The sequence below is a fragment of the Streptomyces sp. NRRL S-378 genome (genome assembly GCF_000720645.1).
Classification (GTDB): Bacteria; Actinomycetota; Actinomycetes; order Streptomycetales; family Streptomycetaceae; genus Streptomyces.
Genome location: NZ_JOBX01000051.1, coordinates 14,116 through 35,403 on the forward strand (window position 1 = coordinate 14,116; position 21,288 = coordinate 35,403).

Genomic DNA, 21,288 nt, shown 5'->3' on the forward strand with positions numbered 1-21,288 from the left:
CCAGCTGAAAACAGCCCCGCCGGCGTGTGAGGCGCGGGGGTCCGGGGGCGGAGCCCCCGCAAGGGCGGCGCGCCCCGACGCGGACCTCAGCGCCCCCACGGGCGGGAGCCGCGCGGACCTCAGCGGGCGGGGGACGGGGCCGCCGTCGCGGTCGGGCGGACGATCTCGCCCAGCGTCGGGACGGACTCCGGCCGCGAGCGGACCGCGTCCGTGCACTCCCACGCCCGCGGCGGATCGGCGTCCGGTCCGCCCAGGACCACCGGCCCCGGCCCGGCCGAGACCGTCTCGCTGCCGGCCAGCGTGCACACGATCTGCGACAGCGCCACCGGCGGCAGATCCTCCGGCTTGCGGCTGAGGCGCACCGTGCCCGCCGGGTCGCCCGGCTTCGGCGCGCCCGCCGTCAGCCCGGCCGGGACCCCGGTCGTGAAGCCGGCGTCCCGCTCCTCCGCGCTCGGCGTCCGCTCCAGCGCCTCCAGCAGTGCCTGCGCGGCCAGCACGACGGGGTCCCGTACGGTGCCCTTCTCGGGCATCGGAACGATCCGCTCCACGCCCACCAGCTGCGATCCGCAGACCAGCTCCACCGTGGCCGGGAAGCCCGGCGCCCCGCTCTGCCCGCCCGGCTGCGCCGGGGTGTCGCAGGAGACGCGCGAGGGCGCCGCGCCCACGTCCACGGGCACGGTCGTCGCACGGATCCCGCAGCCCGCCGTGGCGAGCAGCGCGATCCCGACGAGCGGGACCAGTACGGCCGGCACCGCCGGCAGGGCCTTACGCATCCACGTCACCACTGATCGCCTTTCGCACGTCCATCGGCAGCCGCAGGGTGAACAGCGCCCCTGCGCCCGGCACGTTGGCCGCGGTGATGTCGCCGCCGTGGATGTGCGCGTTCTCCACGGCGATCGACAGTCCGAGCCCGCTCCCGTCCGACTTCGGTCGCGACGCGCTCGCCTTGTAGAAGCGGTCGAAGACGTGCGGCAGGACCTCCTCGGGGATGCCCGGCCCGTTGTCCTGGACCGCGATCACCAGCCAGTCCTCCTCCACGGTCACCGACACCCGCACCGGCGAGCCGCCGTGCTTGAGCGCGTTGCCGATCAGGTTGGCCAGGATGACGTCGAGGCGGCGCGGGTCGAGCCGCGCCACGATGTCCCGCTCGGCGTCGAGTTCGACGGCGTCGAGCCAGGCCCGGGCGTCGATGCAGGCCGTGACCTGGTCGGCGACGTTGACGTCGTCCAGGACCAGCTTGGCCGTACCGGCGTCGAAGCGGGTGACCTCCATCAGGTTCTCGACCAGGATGTTCAGCCGACGCGTCTCGCTGACGACCAGGCCGACCGCCGGTGCGATCATCGGATCGAGGTCTTCGACCTCCTCCTCCAGCACCTCGGCGACCGCCGTCAGCGCCGTCAGCGGGGTGCGCAGCTCGTGCGACATGTCCGCGACGAAGCGCCGGCTGGCCTCCTCCCGCGCGCTCATGTCGGCGACCTTCTTCTCCAGCGCCTCGGCCGTCTTGTTGAAGGTGTGCGACAGGTCGGCGAGTTCGTCGGTGCCGGACACGTCGAGCCGGTGGTCCAGTTCGCCCTCGCCGAGCCGTCGTGCCGCGTCGCCGAGCCGCTGCACGGGCTTGAGCACGGTGCGGGCCGCGGCCTGCGCGAGCAGCGCGGAGCCGAGCAGCGCGAGGATCGTCGCGATGGTCAGGGACCAGCCGAGCGCGTTCAGGTCGTCCCGCTCCTGGGCGAGCGACTTGTACATGTAGCCGGTGGGCCCGCCGCCCACGATCCGGGTGCCGCCGACGAGGTACGGGTTGCCGCGCGGCTTCGTCCGCTGCCAGTACACGTGGTACTCGGCGTCGTTGGCCGCGGTCGTCTTCTGCCGGTCGTTCACCGCGTTCTGCAGGGACTTCGGCACGTCGGCGAGCCGGAAGTTGTCGGGCCCCGCCGCGCCGTACAGCTGGCGGTTGTCCTTGCCCTCCTGCACGAGCAGCACGCTGTATCCGGGGCTGCTGCCCGCCATCAGCTCGGCGGTGCGCTGCAGTTCCTCGGACGTCGGGTCGGCGGGCAGCGCGGCCGCACGGTTCTGCATCTCCTGCCGGAAGTCGCCGAGGGCGGCTTCCTGGACGCGGGTGAGCACGGCTTCGCGGTTGAGCCAGTAGGCGATCCCGGACGCGGACACGGCGGCCGTCAGGGCGACCAGGGCGAAGACCACGAGGAGCCGCAGCCGCAGGCTGGTCCAGCGCCGGCCCGCGAGCAACGACCGGATCACTGCGGGGAGTCCAGGCGGTAGCCGACGCCCCGGACCGTGCGGATCAGGGTGGGCGAGGAGGGCACGTCCTCTACCTTGGCGCGCAGTCGCTGGACGCAGGCGTCGACGAGCCGCGAGTCGCCGAGGTAGTCGTGCTCCCAGACCAGCCGCAGCAGTTGCTGGCGGGACAGGGCCTGCCCGGGCCGGCGGCTCAGTTCGAGGAGCAGCCGCAGCTCGGTCGGGGTGAGCTGGAGGTCCTCGCCGTTCTTGGTCACCGTCATGGCGGCCCGGTCGATGACGAGGGAGCCGAAGCTCGCCGAGTCGCTCGACTCGCGTTCGCCGCGGCGCAGTACGGCCCGGATGCGGGCGTCGAGGACCCGCCCCTGGACCGGCTTGACCACGTAGTCGTCGGCGCCGGACTCCAGGCCGACGACCACGTCGATGTCATCGCTGCGCGCGGTGAGCAGGATGATCGGCAGTTGGTCGGTGCGGCGGATGCGCCGGCACACCTCGAAACCGTCGATCCCGGGCAGCATCACGTCCAGCACGATCAGATCCGGCCGCTGCTCGCGCAGCAGTTTCAGGCCGTCCTCGCCCGTCGCCGCGGTGGCCACACGGTGGCCCTGGCGTGACAGGGAGAGTTCGAGGGCCGTGCGGATGGCGTCGTCGTCCTCGATCAGCAACAGGAAAGGCACGGGCTCATTCTGTCTCATGGGCCGTCGGGAGTTCGACCGTCAGGGGAGCCGGATCCTGCGGGAGTCCGCCGGGGTCCTCCCGGCGGACGCTGTGACAGTGCTGTGACAGTCGACGGACACCCCGGTTAAGTCGGCCCGGCAGTCTTCTTCTCAACGCACAGCGATCCGAAGCAGACACACTCCACGACGGGGGGCGCGAGATGAACACGCTGCACAGCACCAGCACCAGCGCGGTTGTCACGCGGCTGCACGATGTGAACCGCCGGACGGCTGTCCGTACGGTGGCGGTCGCCCGGCCCCGGCCGGCCCACGTCGTAGCCATTGACGCAAACCAGTACCAGGCGGTTCCCGCCCAGCAGCAGACCCCGTCCTCCACCTCCGAGGCGGAGTTCACGGCGTACGTCCAGGAGCGGCGGGCCGCCCTGTACGCGACGGCCTTCCACCTCACCGGTGACCGTTACGAAGCCGAGGACCTGCTGCAGAGCGCGCTGTTCTCCACGTACCGCGCCTGGGACCGGATCAGCGACAAGGCTGCGGTCGGCGGCTACCTGCGCCGCACGATGACGAACCTGCACATCAGCGCGTGGCGTCGGCGGAAGCTGAACGAGTACCCGACGGAGGAGCTGCCGGAGACGGCCTCCGACACGGACGCGATGCGCGGTACGGAGCTGCGCGCGGTGCTGTGGCAGGCGCTGACGCGGATCCCGGAGCCGCAGCGCACGATGCTGGTGCTGCGCTACTACGAGGGCCGTACGGACCCGGAGATCGCGGAGATCCTCGGGATCAGCGTCGGCACGGTGAAGTCGAGCATCTGGCGCTCGCTGCGGCGCCTGCGGGAGGACGAGTCGCTGAGCTTCGGCCGCGACGAGGCGGAGTCCTTCGAGGAGCTGGTCGCGTAACGCGACCCACGAAGACCATCGGGCCGGGGGGCCCGTCCTACGGGGGTGGGACGGGGGCCGTTGGGGGGATGAAAAGGCGGGATCGAGCGGCCGGGGGTCCGCTCGGTCCCGCCTTTTCGCATGCGCTGCTCCGGTGGTCCACGCGCGGCGGGGCCTGGTCCGGCCCCTGCGCGCGAGGACCCTAGGCCGGGGCGGTCGTGCGGTGGCGGCCCGCAGCGGCGGCGGCCAGGCGGCCGAGGGCCTCGTCGCGGGCGCAGGCGTGCGCGCCGAGGGCGACGTGGCGGGCCACGATGCCCCGTTCCGCACGCATCAGGCGCAGGCCCCGGCGGAGCAGGAACGGCACGGACTTGCGGCCCTCGCGCAGGTCGCGGGCGAGCCGGCGGCGGAAGGTCGTCGAGGGGCGGCCTCGCAGGCAGATGGCGTCCGCGAGGAGGCCCAGTTCCTGGCAGCGGGCGGCCACGTCCGCGGCGAAGATGCCCTCCGCGATGAACAGCGGGGTGCGGGCGATGTCGAGGGTGTCCCAGCCGGTGCGGGAGCTGGTGGCGATGTCGTACACCGGCACGTCCGTTCGCCCCGACGCGCACAGCTCGGCGATCGCGGCGACGGCGGTGTCGGCGTCCCAGGAGAGCGGGGAGTCCCAGTCGATGTCGGAGCTGCCCTCCACGAGCGGGAGTGTGGGGTCGTCGGCTTCCTTGTAGAAGTCGTCGAGGCGCAGCACGGGCAGGCCGGAGCGGGCGGCCAGCGAGGATTTTCCGGAGCCGGACGGACCGGTCAGGAGGACGACTCGGGTCGGCGAGGGAGAGGAAGAGCTCACGGGACACCAGTCTGAAGCATTCCCCCGGGTAGGGGATCCTCCGGGTGACCGGTTGGTGTCCAGGAACACACCTCGACTACGCTGCGTGCGCACGCGACTACGACCACAGGCGGGATCCTCATGGCACGTCACGCAGCCCCTTCGGCACCGAACCGGCTCCGCAGCGCGGGTCTGACCCTCTCGATGGCCGGCGCCGCGCTGGCGATGGCGGCGGGGGGTGCGCAGGCCGGTGAGCTGGACGTTCCGGCGGCCCTGGCGGGGGTCACGGACCCGATCGCGAACCTCAAGGTGAACCCGCTCGCCCACACCGGTGTGGATCCGCTGGACAACGGGGTCGCCACCAAGGTCGCGGACTTCCCGGCGGTGGGTACGACGGCGGTCACGGGCATCCTCACCCAGGGACCGTCGGTCGGCGAACTCCCCACGGCGGCCGTCTCGTCCCTCCTGGGCCCCCTGGCCCCCCGCTGAGCCGCGGCGAGTGAGCCGAAGGCGGCGCGTCGGCGAAGGCGGGCGAGCGCCCGGAGAAACCGTGAGGAACGAGCGGTTTCGAGGACGTACGCCCGCCTGGAGCCGACAGCAGCGCCGCCGGAGGCGAACCGAGCCCTCACACAAAGGCCCCGGCAGCGCGGGGGACGCTGCCGGGGCCGGTCTTGCGGGGGGGGGCGAGTCCTAGTAGGACGAGCCGCCCGCGCCCAGCGACCCGGTGGGGTGCCAGACGGTCTTGGTCTCCAGGAACGCCGTCATGCGCGACGTGCCCGGGTCGGCGCTCCAGTCGTCCACAGGCTGTGGACGCAGGACGCGCTTGAGGTTGTCGGCCGCCGCGATCTCCAGCTCCTTGGCGAGTGCCGCATCGGCCCCGGCCAGGTCGATCGCGTTGACGTCCTGGTGGGACGCCAGGTGCGGGCCCATCTCGCCGGCCTTGCCGGACAGGATGTTGACGACGCCGCCGGGCAGGTCGGAGGTGGCGAGCACCTCGCCCAGGGAGAGGGCCGGGAGCGGCGCCTTCTCCGAGGCGATGACGACCGCCGTGTTGCCGGTGGCGATCACCGGGGCGATCACGGAGACCAGGCCCAGGAAGGACGAGTCCTGCGGGGCGAGGACGGTGACGACACCCGTCGGCTCGGGGGTGGAGAGGTTGAAGAACGGGCCCGCGACCGGGTTGGCCCCGCCCACGATCTGGCCGATCTTGTCGGTCCAGCCCGCGTACCAGACCCAGCGGTCGATGGCCGCGTCGACGACGGCGGCCGCCTTCGACTTGGACAGGCCTTCGGCCTCGCCGACCTCGCGGACGAACTGCTCGCGGCGGCCCTCCAGCATCTCGGCGATGCGGTAGAGGATCTGGCCGCGGTTGTAGGCGGTCGCGCCCGCCCAGCCGCCGAAGGCCTTGCGTGCGGCGACGACCGCGTCACGCGCGTCCTTGCGGGACGACAGCGGGGCGTTGGCCAGCCACTTGCCCTTGGAGTCCGTCACCTCGTACACCCGGCCGCTCTCGGAGCGGGGGAACTTGCCCCCGACGTACAGCTTGTAGGTCTTGAAGACGTTCAGGCGGGTCGCAGAAGACTCAGACATCGAGGTAGCCCTCCAGGCCGTGGCGACCGCCCTCGCGGCCGAAGCCCGACTCCTTGTAGCCGCCGAAGGGCGAGGTCGGGTCGAACTTGTTGAACGTGTTGGCCCACACGACACCGGCGCGGAGCTGGTTCGCGACCGCGAGGATGCGCGAGCCCTTCTCCGTCCAGATGCCGGCGGACAGGCCGTACTGGCTGTTGTTCGCCTTGGCGACGGCCTCGTCGGGGGTACGGAAGGTCAGCACGGACAGCACCGGGCCGAAGATCTCGTCGCGGGCGACGGTGTGCGCCTGGGTGACGTTGCTGAAGAGCGTCGGGGCGAACCAGTAGCCGGCGGAGGGCAGCTCGCACGCCGGGGACCAGCGCTCGGCGCCCTCGGCCTCGCCGGTGTCCGCGAGTGCGGTGATCCGGGCGAGCTGCTCGGCGGAGTTGATCGCGCCGATGTCGGTGTTCTTGTCGAGCGGGTCGCCGAGGCGCAGCGTGGACAGGCGGCGCTTGAGGGAGTCCAGCAGCTCGTCGTGGATCGACTCCTGGACGAGGAGGCGGGAGCCCGCGCAGCAGACCTGGCCCTGGTTGAAGAAGATGCCGTTGACGATGCCCTCGACGGCCTGGTCGATGGGGGCGTCGTCGAAGACGATGTTGGCGCCCTTTCCGCCCAGCTCCAGGGTGACCTTCTTGTCGGTGCCGGCGATGGAGCGGGCGATGGCCTTGCCGACGGCGGTCGAGCCGGTGAAGGCGACCTTGTTGACGTCGGGGTGCTCGACGAGGGCCGCGCCCGCGTCGCCGTACCCGGTGAGGATGTTGACGACGCCCTTGGGCAGGCCCGCCTGGCGGCAGATGTCGGCGAAGAACAGTGCGGAGAGCGGGGTGGTCTCGGCGGGCTTGAGGACGACCGTGTTGCCGGTGGCGAGCGCCGGGGCGATCTTCCACGCGAGCATCAGCAGCGGGAAGTTCCAAGGGATGACCTGGCCGGCGACGCCGAGCGGGCGCGGGTTCGCGCCGTAGCCCGCGTGGTCGAGCTTGTCGGCCCAGCCCGCGTAGTAGAAGAAGTGCGCGGCGACCAGCGGGAGGTCCGCGTCGCGGGTCTCCTTGATCGGCTTGCCGTTGTCCAGGGTTTCCAGGACGGCGAGCTCGCGGCTGCGCTCCTGGATGATCCGGGCGATGCGGAAGAGGTACTTGGCGCGCTCGGAGCCGGGCAGCGCGGACCACTTCTCGAAGGCCTTGCGGGCGGCCTTCACGGCGCGGTCCACGTCGGCGGCGCCGGCCTGGGCGACCTCGGAGAGGACTTCCTCGCTGCTGGGCGAGACGGTCTTGAAGACCTTGCCGTCGGCGGCGTCGGTGAACTCGCCGTCGATGAAGAGCCCGTAGGAGGGGGCGATGTCGACGACCGAGCGGGACTCGGGAGCCGGTGCGTACTCGAAGAGGGATGCCATGGTGATCAGTCCACCGTCACGTAGTCGGGACCGGAGTAACGGCCGGTGCTCAGCTTCTGGCGCTGCATCAGCAGGTCGTTGAGCAGGCTGGAGGCGCCGAAGCGGAACCAGGTGTTGCTCAGCCAGTCCTCGCCCACGGTCTCGTTGACCAGGACCAGGAACTTGATCGCGTCCTTGGTGGTGCGGATGCCGCCGGCCGGCTTCACGCCGATCTGGATTCCAGTCTGCGCCTTGAAGTCGCGGACGGCTTCGAGCATGAGCAGGGTGTTCGCGGGGGTGGCGTTGACGCCCACCTTGCCGGTCGACGTCTTGATGAAGTCGGCGCCCGCGAGCATGCCGATCCAGGAGGCGCGGCGGATGTTGTCGTACGTGGACAGCTCGCCGGTCTCGAAGATGACCTTCAGGCGGGCCGCGCTGCCGTCGGGGCGGGCGCAGGCCTCCTTCACGGCCTTGATCAGCTCGTACGTCTCCAGGTAGCGGCCCGCGAGGAAGGCGCCACGGTCGATGACCATGTCGATCTCGTCGGCGCCGGCGGCGACGGCGTCACGGGTGTCCGCGAGCTTGACCGGCAGCGCGGCGCGGCCGGCCGGGAAGGCGGTGGCGACGGAGGCGACCTTGACGTCGGCTCCGTTCAGCGCGGCCTTGGCGGTGGCCACCATGTCGGGGTAGACGCAGACGGCGGCCGTCATGGGGGTCGTGCGGTCGGTCGGATCGGGGTGGACGGCCTTGGCGGAGAGCGCCCGGACCTTGCCCGGGGTGTCCGCGCCTTCCAGCGTCGTCAGGTCGATCATCGAGATGGCCAGGTCGATGGCGTACGCCTTGGCCGTCGTCTTGATCGAACGGGTGCCGAGGGAGGCCGCGCGGGCCTCCAGGCCGACAGCGTCGACGCCGGGCAGCCCGTGCAGGAAGCGGCGCAGCGCACTGTCGGACGTCGTCACGTCAGCGAATGCGGTGAGGGTGGTGGGCATGGTCACCAGATGAGCATATCTACGCGCGTAGCGACCTGTCACCCCCCTCCCCCGATTCCGGCCGATCCGCTACGGAATCGACACCTCCGCTCTCCGTTACCGGCCCATGACAGGAGAGCGATCAACCGCACGCACAAGATCAATAGATTTCTTCCCAGCAGCCCGTCAGAAGCTCACCGGACGAAAAACCGACAGAGAAAACGCGGCATGCGGCTCTCCTCCACTTCCCGCACCACGCTTCAAGGAGTCGTTATGCGTACCGCCCTCCGTGCCTGCCTCGCCACCGCCGTCGTCACCGGTGTGCTCCTCGCCCCCGCCGCGGGCACCGCGTACGCCGCCACGACCGCCGCGCAGGCTGCGACCGTCGACCAGGGGTCCCCCGCCGACCGGTTCTCCGGCACCCCGGTGCACATCGGTGCGGGCCTGGTGGCGGTGCTGCGTCATGAGGCGGAGGGCCCGGAGGCCTGGATCCGGGCCGTCGGGCCCGACTGGAAGCCGGGCGACAACTACATGTACCGCGTGCTGACCGTGCTGGACCGCATGAACCCCGTCGACTCCGCGAACGGCCTGCAGCTGGAGATCACCCGGATGAACTCGGCCGCGCCCCTCCTCACGGTCACGCAGGCGGGCGTCCCCCCGTCCTACCCGATGCCGCTGTCCGAGGCGGGCCGGGCCCACGGCGCCGAGTGCGTCTCCGCGACGAAGCGGCTCGGTCTGCACGGGACGCTGGTCGCCGACCTGACGACGACGCCCGACGGGCCCCAGGTGCAGCTGGTGGACGGGGTCACCAAGGAGCCCTCCACGAAGCTGACGCGCACCGGCCCGGCCCTGGTCAAGGGCGGCCGGACCGTCGCCCGCATCATGAACCCGAGCGCGGCCCGGCCGTCGTTCGAGTACGAGACCCCCGGGCAGGCGGACCCCTTCGGGACCGCGCTCTTCCCGGAGCTCCCCGCGGGCTGCGCGTTCACCTACGCGGTCCAGGACGAGGCCCCCGCCCCGAAGCCGGCGGCCACGCCGTCCGCCGGTTCCTCCCCCACGCCCTCCGCCGCGGGGCCGGCCGCGCCGTCCGCGACGCCGTCCGCCGAGACCGCCTCCGCCGCCCCCGGCGCCCCCGGCGCCCCGAAGGCGCAGGCCGTCGGCCAGACGTCCGTCGTGCCCGAGGGCGGCGTCGCCGCCGGGGCCGAGCCCGCCGCCGAGGACACCGACGACTCCACGACCGGCTACGCCGGCGCCGGCCTCGGCGCCATCGTCGCCGGCCTCGGCGCGGCCTTCATCGCCCGCCGCCGCGACCGCACCCGGCGCTGATCCGAGCGCGCACCCGTCGCGGCGGCCCCGTTGCCCGCCTCCGCCCCCGTGCGGGTACGGATCCCTGCCACCGGCGCGGACGCCTCCCCGGTGCTGGAGCTGGGGCTGGCCGCCGACGGCACCGTCGAGGTGCCCTCCGTCGCCGACGGGGACAAGATCGGCTGGTGCACGGAAGGCCTCACGCCCGGCGAGACCGGTCCCGCCGTGCTGATCGGGCACTTCGACACCCCCCGCGGCCCGGCCGTGCTGGGGGACGTCTCGCGCGTCCGCACCGGCGAGGAGATCACGGTCTCGCGGGCGGACGGCACCACCGCCGTCTTCCGCGTCCGCGAGCTGGAGCAGGTCGGCAAGGACCGCTTCCCGACCGCCAACGTGTACGACGACACCACCCGCCCCGAGCTGCGCGTCATCACCTGCGGCGGCGAGTTCAGGGACGGCCGGCGGCCCGACAACATCATCCTGTACGCCGATCTCGTGGGCTGATATGCCCACGCGGCACCGTGGGGCAGAATCGACCCCATGAGCAGCCAGCAGCCGACCGATGAACCGGTCTACGACGACCGGGTCTACCGCTCCACCATGGGCGTCGTCTCGGGGGTGCTGCTGCTCGCGCTGACGGCGTGGCTCTGCGGGGACGCCGTGCTGCGCGGCTCCGGGAACACCCCGTGGATCGCGCTGGCGGTGACGCTGTGCGCGGTACCGCTGATCGTGGCGTTCACGATCCGCCCGGCCGTCTTCGCCAACGACGACCGGATGCGCGTGCGGAACCCGTTCCGGATCATCGAGCTGCCGTGGGCCGCCGTGGACGCCGTGCGCTCCGGGTACTCGGCGGAGGTGCTGGCCGAGGGGTCCAAGTACCAGCTGTGGTCCGTGCCCGTGTCGCTGCGCGAGCGGAAGAAGGCCAACCGCCAGCGCCTGCGCCACGAGGGGCTCCGCGACCGGGAGCAGCGGTCCCCCGGCGAGAAGGCCCGGGTCCCGGCCGAGCCGATGCGGGCGAGCGCGGACCGGATCGTCGACGAGCTCCAGCGGCTGGCCGAGCGCGGGGCCGAGCGGGCCGGCGCCCAGGGCAGCGTCCGCGTGCAGTGGTCGTACGAGATCATCGCGCCCGCCGTGGCCGGCGCGCTGCTGCTGATCGTCCTGCTCGCCGTCCGCTGACCCGGCCGGCGGCTGCACCCGCCCGTGCCCGCCGCCACCCCCACGGGGCGGAACCGGGGCTACCACGTGGTGCGTCCTCGCAGGTGTGCAGCGTATTGAGGCCGACGGCAGTCCCGCCGGCGCCACCGCGATCCCCCTCCGTCTGCGACTGATGGCCGGGGTCCTGCTCGCCGCCCATCTCCTGGTCGTCGGCTGGCTGACCCTGCGCCCCCTCGACGTTCCCTGGGCCGCCGCCGGCAATCTGTCCCCGCTGGAGGGGATCAGGGCCGACCTCGCCCTCGGGCCGCTGGAGGCCACCCGGCGGATCGGGGAGGGACTCGCGCTGCTGGCCCCGCTCGGGGTGCTGGTACCGCTCGTCAGCGGGCGGCTCCGGCTGTCGCGGCTGGCCCAGTGGTCCTCCCTGGCGCGGACCACCGCCGCGGGCGCGCTGGTCTCGATGAGCATCGAGATGCTCCAGAGCGGGGTCCCGGGCCGGGTCGTCGACGTGGACTCGGTGCTGCTCAACACCCTCGGCGTGCTGCTGGCGCACGCTGCCGTCGTACCGGCGCTGCGGGCGCGGATGCGCCGCTCACATGCCGTTTATCAGGGGGACACCCCGAGGATTTCCAGGGTCGGGCTCGGCCCGTGGACCGACGTCCTGTCCGCGGTCCAGCGGGAGTATTGAGGCATCGCAAGGAAAGCGATCCTGACGAAGGAGAACCTCATGAGCGCCCTGGTCCGCCCCCGTGACGGCCGTTGGATCGGCGGAGTCTGCGCCGGACTCGCACGGCGTTTCGGAATGTCCGCGAACACGATGCGCGCCATCTTCGCGGTGTCGTGCCTGTTGCCCGGCCCGCAGTTCCTGATCTACATCGCCCTGTGGGTGCTGCTGCCGAACGAGAAGTCCACCTCGGCCGCCTGGTAGTGGGGCCGCCGCTCAGCCGGCCTTCCCGACCTTCTCCAGCTGCTTGTCGGTCACTTCCTGCGGCACCTGGACCTTCTGCTGACCACCCGCCACGTTGAGGGCCATCAGCCGCACGACGGTGTCGCCCTCGCGGACGACGACGAGGTGGACCTGCGCCGAGACGCCCTGGGCGGCCGCGGTCGTGGTCCAGCTGACGCTCTCGTCGCCGGCCGTGCGGTATTCGGTGGCGCGGACCTCGCGGTAACTGCCGGTCTGCTTGTCGACCGTGGCGGAGAAGCCCGTGCCGCAGGCCGCGACGGCCGCCTTGAGCCGGGCCATCAGTGCCTTGGCGTCGCTCTCGGAGTAGGAGCTGACGGAGGCGGAGACCGCGAGACCCGCCTGCTTCTGGGATCCGATGCCCCGGTTGACGGTCTCGCGCGCGGCGGGGTCCGGCTTGTCGCCCATGATGTCGGCCAGCGGCTGGCAGGCCTTCTTGTCGGCTTGCGGCTGTCCGTCCGGTGCGTTGGGGTTCTTGCCCTGGGCGGAGACCTGGTAGCCGGGCAGGTCGCCCTGGGCGAGCGCGGACCGCTCCAGCGCGGTGCCGCCGGTCTTCGGCGGGGCCGATCCGCCCGGGTCCGGGGAGGCCGCGGGGGCGCCGGGCGCGCCGCCGGTGCCGGCCTCGGACCCCTTGGGGTCGGGGGACCTGCCCGTCGCGGGGGCGTCCGTGCTGCTGCACCCCACCGCGGCGACCAGCAGGGCGGGGACCAGCGCGACCAACGTCGCTCGTGCCTTCATGCGCATGACCGAGAACCTCATACCCAGTGCGTCGGCGGGCAGTTGGTGGTGATCGTGGCACACCGCACGGCGGCACACACACCTCGTCGAAGGAGCGTGCGACCGCCGTGCGCGCGTTCGCCTTTTCGCTTCGGCGTCAGCCGTTGAGGGCGCCGGTGACCGGACCCAGCAGACCCGTGACCGCGGCGGTGGGGTCGCTCGGCTGCCCCTCTTCGGCCTTCATCTGCTGCTGGCTGGTGACGCCCTCGAGCGCGCCGGTGGCGGTGCCCAGCGCGTCGGTGATGCCGATGGCGGGAACGGCGGCGGAAGCGGTACCGGCGGCGACGGCGGCGAGGGCGGCGCCGACGGCGGCGGCACCGAGGAACTTGGCAGCTGACTGCTTCATGAAAGGTATTCCTTGCGACGGGGAATTGAGCGGCTCCGCAAACTAGTCACTTCAAACCCCCGCCCGCAAACATCCGCTCATATGAGAAAGCGCCCGGAAATTGCCTCTCCCGGGCGCTTTCAGTCCGTCATGCCATGGCCTACGCCGAGACGGAACCGCTGGTGGAGGCGGTCTGGCGGAACAGCCATTCCGACTTCAGCTCCGCATAGCCCGGCTTGATGACCTCGTTGATCATGGCCAGTCGTTCATCGAAAGGAATGAACGCGGACTTCATCGCATTGACGGTGAACCACTGCATGTCGTCCAGCGTGTAGCCGAAGGTGTCCACGAGGTGCTCGAACTCGCGGCTCATGCTGGTGCCGCTCATCAGGCGGTTGTCGGTGTTGACCGTGAGCCTGAAGTGCAGCTTGCGCAGCAGACCGATCGGGTGCTCGGCGTACGAGGCGGCCGCGGCCGTCTGCAGGTTCGAGGTCGGGCACATCTCCAGGGGGATGCGCTTGTCCCGGACGTAGCTGGCCAGGCGGCCCAGCTTGACCGAGCCGTCCTCGGCGACCTCGATGTCGTCGATGATCTTCACACCGTGGCCGAGGCGGTCGGCACCGCACCACTGCAGTGCCTGCCAGATCGACGGCAGGCCGAAGGCCTCGCCCGCGTGGATCGTGAAGTGGTTGTTCTCGCGCTTGAGGTACTCGAAGGCGTCGAGGTGGCGGGTGGGAGGGAACCCGGCCTCGGCGCCGGCGATGTCGAAACCGACGACGCCGTTGTCGCGGTAGCGGTTGGCCAGCTCCGCGATCTCCAGCGCGCGGGCCGCGTGGCGCATCGCGGTCAGCAGGGCGCCGACGCGGATGCGGTGGCCGTTGGCCTTGGCGCGGCGCTCGCCCTCGCGGAAGCCGTCGTTCACGGCCTCGACGACCTCTTCGAGGGTCAGGCCGGCTTCCAGGTGCTGCTCGGGGGCGTAGCGGATCTCGGCGTAGACGACGCCGTCCTCGGCCAGGTCCTCGGCGCACTCGGCGGCGACGCGGTAGAGGGCCGCCTTCGTCTGCATGACCGCGCAGGTGTGCGCGAAGGTCTCCAGGTAACGCGGCAGGGAGCCGGAGTCGGCGGCCTCGCGGAACCAGATGCCGAGCTTGTCGGCGTCGGTCTCGGGGAGGTTCTCGTAGCCGACCTCGCGGGCCAGCTCGATGATGGTCCCGGGACGCAGTCCACCGTCGAGGTGATCGTGCAGGAGCACCTTGGGGGAACGACGGATCTGGTCCGGGGTCGGCAGGTTCGGGGTCTCGCTCGTCATCTGCGCACTCTACTCCTACGCGCGTAGAGCGGGGTGTCCCCGGCGGGCGTCGATATGTAACAGAGACCGCGCGGACGGATGGCGTACACCCGAAGGTCTGAGACTGTTCCGCCATGGCACAGCATGCGCCGCCGGCGCGCGGGGCCCGCCTGGGGCGGGCGGCCGGCGCGAGAACCGGCTCGGATCCCACGCGAAGCCCGGTCAACGGGGTGGTGCTCCTGCTTCCCGGAGCGTCCAGATTCTCCCCCGGTCCCCTGCGTCCGCTCGCGCGGGCGCTGGCCCGGGCGGGCGGCGCCGACGGCCTGGTCGCGCACGCCGTCGTCCACGGCGGGGAGTCCCCGCGGGAGGAACAGGCGCGGTGGGCGGCGGACGAGGCGGTGCGTCGGTACGGGGACGTACCGGTGTGCCTGGCCGGCTATGACGCGGGAGGTCTGGCCGCCCTGCGGGCAGCGGGCCACGAAGCCGTCAACTCGGTTCTGGCACTGGCCCCTTGCCTGGTGGAGGGGGCGCCTTCCGGCTCCCCTGAACCGGTGAAACAGCTCTCGGGGCGGCAGGTGCTGATCGTGCACGGCACGAACGACGCCCGCAGCGACCCGGAGATCTCGTTCCGCCTCGCGGAGCGGGCGAAGAAGGCGAACCGCTCCACGTGCCGGTTCGAGGTGCACTCGGACGGCCACGGGCTGCGCGAGCACCAGGCGGAAGTGGTCGCACTGGGCGTGGACTTCGTCCTGGGCGCGGTCTTGGCGGCGCGGTACTCGCGCCCCGTGACGGACGCCCTGGCCGCGCCGCCGCCGCTGGGTCTGAGGATGCCGCTGGCCTCGGGTTTCGGGAGATCGCTGCGGGGGTGAGGCGGAGGGTGAGGCGCGGGCCGGGACGCATTCCGCGCCGGGGGCCCGCGGCGTACCGTGAGAAGTGGACTCGGGGCGCACGCACCATTCCCGGAGGCGATACGTCATGGCCGCGATCGACCGCAGGACCTTCGACGAGCCGGACGAGACCAGGCCGTTCGTCGGCGGCATGGGCCGGCTGGATCTCGTGGACACGGGGGACGGCGCCGTCGGACGGGCCGTCTTCGAGCCGGGCTGGAAGTGGTCGGAGCACATCAAGCCGCTGGCCGGGACGGACAGCTGCCGGGCCGACCACACCGGGTACGTCGTGAGCGGCCGCATGAAGGTCGTCACGGACGGCGGGGAGAGCGCCGAGTTCGGTCCCGGCGACTACATGCGGGTGCACCCCGGGCACGACGCCTGGGTGGTGGGCGACGAGCCGTGCGTGACACTGGACTGGACCGGCTTCTCCGACTACGCGAAGCCCTCCGACTGACGGGTCCTCCCGTCCTGCGACGGTCCCCGTAGGCACGCCGGTCCGTCCGTACCCGCCGTTCCGCCCCCTCTCGGTCGGATGGCACGGATGGACCGGCGCGACCGTGCTCCCCCTTCACGCCGTGCGACCACTGTGCCCGGCAGGCATGTGCCGAACGAGTCCTCCCAGGCGTCGTCTTGCCGCCTTGCGGGAACACGAGGGGTTTACGAACAGGTCCAGACAGGGACGAATAGGCACATGCCAGCCGAGGAAACCGGACCGCACGGGGCGGCGTCCGGGGCAGCCGGTGTCTCCGGGGAGCTGTCCCCCGCCGCCCGGCGCCTGTACGCGTACGCCGTCGAGCGGCACGCCTTCCACGCCGACGAGGCCGCGCGGGCCCTCGGCGTGCGCGCGGCCGCCGCGATCACCGAGCTGGCCGCGGCGCACCTGCTCCAGCGGGCGCCGGGCGGTGGGCCGGACCGGTGGAGCGCGGTGGCGCCGCGGGCGGCGGCGGCCCGGGCCCTGGCCCCGCTGGCCCTGCTCGTACGGGAGACCCACGACGAGATGGACCGGCTGCGGGGCCGGCTGGAGGCGCTCGTGCCCGCGTACGAGGCGGGCACCGCGCACCGGGACCTCAGCGGGGCGGGACGCCTGGAGCTGGTCACGGACCTCGGTGCCGTACGGGGGCTGATCGCGGAGCTGGCCGCGGCGTGCGAGCAGGAGCTGCTGACCTCGCAGCCGGGGGGCGGCCGCCCCCCGGAGACCCTGGAGGAGTCGATCGGACGGGACGAGTCGCTGCTGACGCGCGGGGTCCGGATGCGGACGATCTACCAGCACACCGCCCGGTACTCGCGGCCCACGGCGGCGTACGTGGAGCGGGTGACGGCGCTGGGCGCGCAGGTGCGGACGCTCGGCGACGGGCTGATGCGGATGCTCGTGTTCGACGGGCGCACGGGGCTGATGTCGGTGCCGGACCGCAGCGGGGCGGCGCTGGTGGTGCGCGAGCCGAGCGTCGTGCACTTCATGACCGCAGCCTTCGAGCGGTCGTGGCTGGGGGCGGAGCCCTTCCCCACGTCGGTGAGCCCGGAGGCGGCGCGGTCGATCTCGGACGAGCTGCGGCAGACGATCGTACGGCTGCTGTCGGAGGGCCTGGAGGACAAGGTGATCGCGCGCCGTCTCGGCATGTCGGAGCGGACCTGCCAGCGCCACATCGCGGAGATCATGCGGGCGGTGGGCGCCAAGTCCCGGTTCCAGGCCGGGTACTTGCTGTCACCGCACCCCGCGCCGGCCGCCGCCCCGCCGGACTAGTACGGCCCCGGCCCGCCGTACCGGTCGTAGTAGGCGCGCAGCTCCGGGCGGCGGATGTCGGGGAGGTGGGCCAGGGTGTCCCTGAAGGCCCGGCCGTGGGGGTGGAAGCTGCGCCAGGGGCGCAGCGGCAGGACGTAGTCGTCGCGCAGCACGCCGTCCGGCAGCGTGCCCGTCGCGGGCAGCGGCGAGGTCTCCCCCGGGAGCACGAGGTGGGCCCAGACGCCGATGTCCAGCGGTACCACGGGCGCCGTGCCGTCCGGGGGCCGCCACGGCTCCCCCGTGACGGGGTGGCGGGGTACCAGGAGGACGTCGCCGCCGGGCGGGAGGGCGGGCCTCCCCGGCCCGGCGAGGCGCGCGGTGAGGGCCGGCGGACCTGCGGGCAGGTAGCCGGCGACGGCGTCACCGACCAGGTCGGCGAGGGGACCCGGCAGCGTCACCGGGCGGCCCTCGCAGGCCACCGCCAGGCGGGCGAGGGCCACCGGGACGGCGGCCTCCCAGCGGAAGCTCCAGGAGCCGTCGAGTTCGACGGGCGCCACGGCGCAGGCCTCCAGGTCCAGCTCGTCCCAGCCGGGGACCGGGACGGCGGGCGCGCCGGAGGGCACGCGCCGGACCTCGTCGGCCTCCAGCCACACCGTCTGCCACAGCCCGCAGTTGTCCATGCGCGTCGCCACCGGGCGCCCGCAGCCCTCGCACGCCAGGTTGGGCCCGTCACGGCCGTCGATGCCCATGCAGTAGCCCTCGCACTTGTCGAGGATCAGGGCCGTGCCGCGGGAGTCGCCGGGCGCGATGACGACCCGGTCCCGCGAACCGAAGGACACGGCGTACTGCCGCAGGTACACCCCCTGTTCGGCCGCCAGGTCCTCCCCCACGTCGTCCCACGACCGCCAGGGCGGACCGGTGGGCCGGGGTTCGACGGCGTACGTCGCCGGCTCCATCAGCGGCGGGTGCAGTCGCTCCCACGCCCCGTAGTGGGTGTGGTCGGGAAGGGCGACCCGGGAGACCGGGGCCGTCAGCTCCGTACCGCACCCCGCGCACACGAACACGTCCAAACAGCTTCCCCAGACCCCGGCAACCCTGCTGATTCTGCTCGGAGGAGCCGGGGACGGCCATCAGTTTTCGGGGTGGTGCCCCTCCTGTGCGGCAGGCTGTTCCAGTTCCGGGATGAGGCGGCCGCGACGGGAGAGGAGGAAGCGCTTGAACTCGGCGACCGGCGGGGTGTCGGGGTGGCCGTCGAGCCAGGCGACGCCGATCTCGCGGACGGCGCGCGGGGCGGTGACGTTCAGCTCGACCACTCCGGGGCGGGCCACGGCCGGCGGTGGCAGCAGGGCCACGCCGAGGCCGGCGGCGACCAGGCCCCGCAGGGTCTCGGCCTCCTCGCCCTCGAAGGCGACGCGGGGGGTGAAGCCGGCCTCCGCGCACAGGTCGTCGGTGATGCGGCGCAGGCCGTAGCCGGCCTCCAGGGTGACGAAGGCTTCCTCCGCGGCCTCGGCGAGGCGGATGCGCTTGCGGCCCGCGAGGCGGTGGTCGTCGGGGACGACCAGGCGCAGCCTCTGTTCGTCGAGGCGGCGGGCGACGAGGTCGGGGGCGTCGGGGAGCGGCGAGGTGAGGCAGAGGTCGAGCTCGCCGGCGCGCAGCTTCTCCAGCATGGCCTCGCCGTAGTTCTGGACGAGGGAGAAGCGCACCCGCGGGTGGTCGGCGCGGAAGGCGCGGATGAGGCCGGGTACGGTCTCGGGGCCGAGGGTGTGAAGGAAGCCGAAGGCGACCTTGCCGTAGGCCGGGTCGGCGTCCTGCTGGACGGACTCCGCGGCGTGGGCGATGCCGTCCAGGGCCTGTTCGGCGGAGGCCAGGAAGGTGCGGCCCGCCGTGGTGAGGGCGACGGTGCGGCCCTTGCGCGCGAACAGGGAGACGCCCAGCTGCTGTTCGAGGCGAACCATGGCCCGGGACAGGGTGGACTGCGGCACGCCGAGTTCCTGGGCGGCGCGGGTGACGTGCTCGTGCCGGGCGACGGCGACGAAATACGCCAGCCGGGGCGCCAGCGAGGTTGTCACCGCCATGTCTTCTACGTAACGGTTCGTCGACATCCACGCTCCTGACCTGGACTGATGCAGCAGTGGATCGATTATCGCGATTCTGTGCATTGGACGCATGAAAAACACGGGCCTACCGTCGAAGCATGCCTCCCGTTCATACCGGGGCACCTGTCATCCCGGGTGCCTCCACCGCGTCGTCCCCCGCACCGGAACCCCACTCCCCCGGCCGCCCCGGCTACCGCCGGATGAGCCTCGCGCTCTTCGCCGCCGGACTGGCGACCTTCGCCCTCCTCTACTCCACCCAGGCACTGCTGCCCGCGATCTCCGACGACCTCGGGGTGACGGCGGGTCAGGCCAGCTGGACGGTGTCCGCGGCCACCGGCGCCCTCGCGCTGTTCGTGCTCCCGCTCAGCGCGCTCTCCGAGCGGTTCGGCCGTACCCGGACGATGACCTGGTCGATGGCGGTCGCCGTCGGTGTCGCCCTCCTCGTCCCCTTCGCGCCGAACCTGGAGTGGCTGGTGGTGCTGCGCGCCGTGCAGGGTGCGGCGATCGCCGGCATTCCGGCCTCGGCGATGGCGTACCTGGCGGAGGAGGTCCGGCCCAGGGCGCTGGTGGCCGCGATCGGCCTGTTCGTGGCGGGCAACTCCATCGGCGGCATGAGCGGCCGCCTGGTCACCGGCTGGGCGGCGCAGCTGGGAGGCTGGCGCGCGGGTCTGGCGGCGGTCGCGGTGATGGCGCTGGTCTGCGCGGTGACCTTCCTGGTGCTGCTGCCGCGGGCGAGGTTCTTCCGCCCGGCGTCGCTGAACCCGCGCGCGGTGGGCCGTACCGTCGCCGGTCATCTGCGCGACCCGCTGCTGCTGCGGCTGTACGGGATCGGCGCGCTGTTCATGACGGTCTTCGGTGCGGTCTACACGGTGATCGGCTACCGGCTGGTGGACGAGCCGTTCTCGCTCGGCCAGGGCGTGATCGGGTCGATCTTCCTGATCTACCTGGTCGGCACGGTCTCCTCCGCGGCCGCCGGCAAGCTGGTGGCCCGTACGGGGCGGCGCGGCGCGCTGTACCTGGCCGTGACCACCACGGCTCTGGGACTGCTGCTGTCGCTGGCGGACTCCCTGGTGACGGTCGTGCTGGGGCTGGTCCTGATCACGGCCGGTTTCTTTGCCGGGCACGCGGTGGCCTCGGCCGCGGTGAGCCGGACGGCGAAAACGGGCCGCGCTCAGGCCTCCGCGCTCTACCAGTCGGCGTACTACCTCGGTTCCAGCGCGGGCGGCACCCTCGGCGCCCTCGCCTACCACGAGGCCGGCTGGGCGGCCACGGTCGGCATCGCGCTCCTCGCGGTGCTCGGCGTCGTGTCGATCACCTTGTACGGGACGCACGCGGCCCGCGCGCAGCGGCGCGTACCGGCTTGCGCAGCGGGCGTGCGCTGACGCGGACTTCGCTTCCACCGGAGGCAACCCCTGCTCGTTTTCCGGGCATTCAACACGGAGAACGAAGTGCGGTGAGCAGGGGAGGACCGGATGGGGACGCGGAGGGCGCGCGGGCGGTCGGTGCGGCGCGCGGCGGTGTGGGGCGGAGCGGCGGCGCTGGCGCTGCCGTTGGCGGTGGTCGCGGGAGGCGGTACGGCAGAGGCCGCCTCCTGCAACCGGTCCGCCGGGCCGTACCAGCGCCAGGTGGAGATGTTCCTGGGACGGCCCGTGGACGGGAGGCAGTCGGCGGCCGACTGCACGGCCGTCCGGGCGTTCCAGAGAAGCCACGGGATCAGCCCGGCCCAGGGCTACGCCGGGCCGCTGACCTGGCAGGTGATGAGCACGATGCTGGCCCAGCGGGCGGCGGGCGGCACCCCGAACCGGGCGGGTGACTGCCCGGTGGACCGGGGGCGGATCGCCTGCGTGGACCTGACGCGGCAGCTCAGCTGGATCCAGGACGGTTCCGCCCTCAAGTACGGCCCCGTCCCGGTCCGCACGGGCAAGGACGGCACGGAGACGCGGACCGGCCCGAAGAAGATCTACCTCCGCAGCATCGACCACTGGTCGACGCTCTACGACGTGTCGATGCCGTACGCGCAGTTCTTCGACCGCGGCATCGCCTTCCACTCGACCACCAAGAGCATGTGGAACCCGCCCGGTTCGGGCGGCTGCGTGAACATGCGGCCCGCCGACGCGAAGGCGTACTGGAACCTCCTCGGGAAGGGGGAGGACGTCTACGTGTACGGCCGCAAGCCCGGTACGTAG

Annotated in this window: 24 protein-coding genes; 12 read left to right on the forward strand and 12 right to left on the reverse strand. The window is 72.5% G+C overall.

Annotation, left to right across the window (positions count from 1 at the left end; genetic code table 11):
• Positions 1 to 119: 119 nt before the first annotated feature.
• From IH80_RS0128790 to afsQ1, 3 genes are read right to left on the reverse strand one after another with little or no spacing between them, the layout of a single operon-like run.
• Positions 120 to 773 carry a hypothetical protein gene (locus tag IH80_RS0128790; protein ID WP_051810070.1) on the reverse strand — a complete coding sequence of 218 codons (654 nt, stop codon included), beginning with the start codon at positions 771 to 773 and terminating at the stop codon, positions 120 to 122.
• On the reverse strand, positions 766 to 2,352 hold the full coding sequence (locus IH80_RS0128795) for a sensor histidine kinase (RefSeq protein WP_386396613.1): 1,587 nt from the start codon (positions 2,350 to 2,352) through the stop codon (positions 766 to 768). Before IH80_RS0128795 ends, IH80_RS0128790 begins: the two co-directional genes overlap by 8 nt.
• Positions 2,250 to 2,927 (reverse strand): two-component system response regulator AfsQ1, encoded by a 678-nt coding sequence (gene afsQ1 / locus IH80_RS0128800; RefSeq protein WP_063754818.1) that lies wholly within the window; start codon positions 2,925 to 2,927, stop codon positions 2,250 to 2,252. The genes IH80_RS0128795 and afsQ1 overlap by 103 nt, the downstream gene beginning before the upstream one ends.
• A 200-nt stretch (positions 2,928 to 3,127) precedes the next feature.
• Between afsQ1 and IH80_RS0128810 the strand changes: the two genes are divergently transcribed.
• A complete protein-coding gene (locus tag IH80_RS0128810; protein WP_030964383.1) occupies positions 3,128 to 3,826 on the forward strand; it encodes a SigE family RNA polymerase sigma factor in 699 nt (232 codons plus the stop codon).
• A 181-nt stretch (positions 3,827 to 4,007) separates the two neighbouring features.
• Here IH80_RS0128810 and IH80_RS0128815 read toward each other — a convergent pair whose 3' ends face one another.
• Positions 4,008 to 4,709 carry a uridine kinase family protein gene (locus tag IH80_RS0128815; protein ID WP_078906789.1) on the reverse strand — a complete coding sequence of 234 codons (702 nt, stop codon included), beginning with the start codon at positions 4,707 to 4,709 and terminating at the stop codon, positions 4,008 to 4,010.
• Between the two features lie 51 nt (positions 4,710 to 4,760).
• Between IH80_RS0128815 and IH80_RS0128820 the strand changes: the two genes are divergently transcribed.
• Entirely contained in the window at positions 4,761 to 5,108 is a 348-nt protein-coding gene (locus tag IH80_RS0128820) for a hypothetical protein (RefSeq protein ID WP_030822874.1), read from the forward strand.
• Positions 5,109 to 5,309: 201 nt separating this feature from the next.
• Here IH80_RS0128820 and IH80_RS0128825 read toward each other — a convergent pair whose 3' ends face one another.
• From IH80_RS0128825 to deoC, 3 genes are read right to left on the reverse strand one after another with little or no spacing between them, the layout of a single operon-like run.
• Positions 5,310 to 6,209, reverse strand: a complete 900-nt coding sequence (locus IH80_RS0128825; protein ID WP_030964385.1) for an aldehyde dehydrogenase family protein — start codon at positions 6,207 to 6,209, stop codon at positions 5,310 to 5,312.
• The gene (locus IH80_RS0128830) at positions 6,202 to 7,638 is read right to left on the reverse strand and encodes an aldehyde dehydrogenase family protein (protein WP_030964386.1); all 1,437 of its coding nucleotides are present in this window, start codon (positions 7,636 to 7,638) and stop codon (positions 6,202 to 6,204) included. Before IH80_RS0128830 ends, IH80_RS0128825 begins: the two co-directional genes overlap by 8 nt.
• A gap of 5 nt (positions 7,639 to 7,643) precedes the next feature.
• The gene (deoC, locus tag IH80_RS0128835) at positions 7,644 to 8,606 is read right to left on the reverse strand and encodes a deoxyribose-phosphate aldolase (protein ID WP_030964387.1); all 963 of its coding nucleotides are present in this window, start codon (positions 8,604 to 8,606) and stop codon (positions 7,644 to 7,646) included.
• A gap of 252 nt (positions 8,607 to 8,858) precedes the next feature.
• On the opposite strand from deoC, the gene IH80_RS41075 reads away from it, so the two are divergent.
• The 5 genes from IH80_RS41075 (at position 8,859) to IH80_RS0128860 (ending at position 11,970) form a co-directional block, all read left to right on the forward strand.
• Positions 8,859 to 9,911, forward strand: a complete 1,053-nt coding sequence (locus tag IH80_RS41075) for a hypothetical protein (RefSeq protein ID WP_051810072.1) — start codon at positions 8,859 to 8,861, stop codon at positions 9,909 to 9,911.
• Between the two features lie 30 nt (positions 9,912 to 9,941).
• On the forward strand, positions 9,942 to 10,394 hold the full coding sequence (locus IH80_RS0128845; protein ID WP_051810075.1) for a class F sortase: 453 nt from the start codon (positions 9,942 to 9,944) through the stop codon (positions 10,392 to 10,394).
• 36 nt (positions 10,395 to 10,430) lie between these two features.
• Positions 10,431 to 11,066 carry a PH domain-containing protein gene (locus tag IH80_RS0128850; protein WP_030964390.1) on the forward strand — a complete coding sequence of 212 codons (636 nt, stop codon included), beginning with the start codon at positions 10,431 to 10,433 and terminating at the stop codon, positions 11,064 to 11,066.
• A gap of 94 nt (positions 11,067 to 11,160) precedes the next feature.
• Positions 11,161 to 11,730 (forward strand): VanZ family protein, encoded by a 570-nt coding sequence (locus IH80_RS0128855; RefSeq protein ID WP_037881375.1) that lies wholly within the window; start codon positions 11,161 to 11,163, stop codon positions 11,728 to 11,730.
• Between the two features lie 39 nt (positions 11,731 to 11,769).
• On the forward strand, positions 11,770 to 11,970 hold the full coding sequence (locus tag IH80_RS0128860; protein WP_030964393.1) for a PspC domain-containing protein: 201 nt from the start codon (positions 11,770 to 11,772) through the stop codon (positions 11,968 to 11,970).
• A 12-nt stretch (positions 11,971 to 11,982) separates the two neighbouring features.
• Here IH80_RS0128860 and IH80_RS0128865 read toward each other — a convergent pair whose 3' ends face one another.
• From IH80_RS0128865 to IH80_RS0128875, 3 genes are all read right to left on the reverse strand, one after another.
• The gene (locus tag IH80_RS0128865; RefSeq protein WP_234432413.1) at positions 11,983 to 12,750 is read right to left on the reverse strand and encodes a hypothetical protein; all 768 of its coding nucleotides are present in this window, start codon (positions 12,748 to 12,750) and stop codon (positions 11,983 to 11,985) included.
• Between the two features lie 130 nt (positions 12,751 to 12,880).
• Positions 12,881 to 13,129: a hypothetical protein gene (locus IH80_RS0128870; protein ID WP_030964396.1), complete on the reverse strand. Its 249-nt coding sequence runs from the start codon at positions 13,127 to 13,129 to the stop codon at positions 12,881 to 12,883.
• A 139-nt stretch (positions 13,130 to 13,268) separates the two neighbouring features.
• A complete protein-coding gene (locus tag IH80_RS0128875) occupies positions 13,269 to 14,417 on the reverse strand; it encodes an adenosine deaminase (RefSeq protein ID WP_030851223.1) in 1,149 nt (382 codons plus the stop codon).
• A 113-nt stretch (positions 14,418 to 14,530) separates the two neighbouring features.
• On the opposite strand from IH80_RS0128875, the gene IH80_RS0128880 reads away from it, so the two are divergent.
• The 3 genes from IH80_RS0128880 (at position 14,531) to IH80_RS0128890 (ending at position 17,027) form a co-directional block, all read left to right on the forward strand.
• Positions 14,531 to 15,265 carry an alpha/beta hydrolase gene (locus tag IH80_RS0128880; protein ID WP_078906790.1) on the forward strand — a complete coding sequence of 245 codons (735 nt, stop codon included), beginning with the start codon at positions 14,531 to 14,533 and terminating at the stop codon, positions 15,263 to 15,265.
• A gap of 106 nt (positions 15,266 to 15,371) precedes the next feature.
• Positions 15,372 to 15,740, forward strand: coding sequence for a cupin domain-containing protein (locus IH80_RS0128885; RefSeq protein ID WP_030964399.1), 369 nt, complete (start codon positions 15,372 to 15,374; stop codon positions 15,738 to 15,740).
• Between the two features lie 237 nt (positions 15,741 to 15,977).
• Positions 15,978 to 17,027: a helix-turn-helix transcriptional regulator gene (locus IH80_RS0128890; RefSeq protein ID WP_030964400.1), complete on the forward strand. Its 1,050-nt coding sequence runs from the start codon at positions 15,978 to 15,980 to the stop codon at positions 17,025 to 17,027.
• On the opposite strand, the gene IH80_RS0128895 is transcribed toward IH80_RS0128890, so the two are convergent.
• Complete coding sequence (locus IH80_RS0128895) at positions 17,024 to 18,070, reverse strand: hypothetical protein (RefSeq protein WP_324609435.1); 1,047 nt, start codon at positions 18,068 to 18,070, stop codon at positions 17,024 to 17,026. The genes IH80_RS0128890 and IH80_RS0128895 overlap by 4 nt on opposite strands.
• Before the next feature lie 66 nt (positions 18,071 to 18,136).
• Complete coding sequence (locus tag IH80_RS0128900; protein ID WP_199819321.1) at positions 18,137 to 19,138, reverse strand: LysR family transcriptional regulator; 1,002 nt, start codon at positions 19,136 to 19,138, stop codon at positions 18,137 to 18,139.
• Between the two features lie 62 nt (positions 19,139 to 19,200).
• Here IH80_RS0128900 and IH80_RS0128905 point away from each other — a divergent pair, with 62 nt between their 5' ends.
• On the forward strand, positions 19,201 to 20,484 hold the full coding sequence (locus IH80_RS0128905) for an MFS transporter (RefSeq protein WP_030964404.1): 1,284 nt from the start codon (positions 19,201 to 19,203) through the stop codon (positions 20,482 to 20,484).
• A gap of 90 nt (positions 20,485 to 20,574) precedes the next feature.
• On the forward strand, positions 20,575 to 21,288 hold the full coding sequence (locus IH80_RS0128910; RefSeq protein ID WP_030964405.1) for a L,D-transpeptidase family protein: 714 nt from the start codon (positions 20,575 to 20,577) through the stop codon (positions 21,286 to 21,288).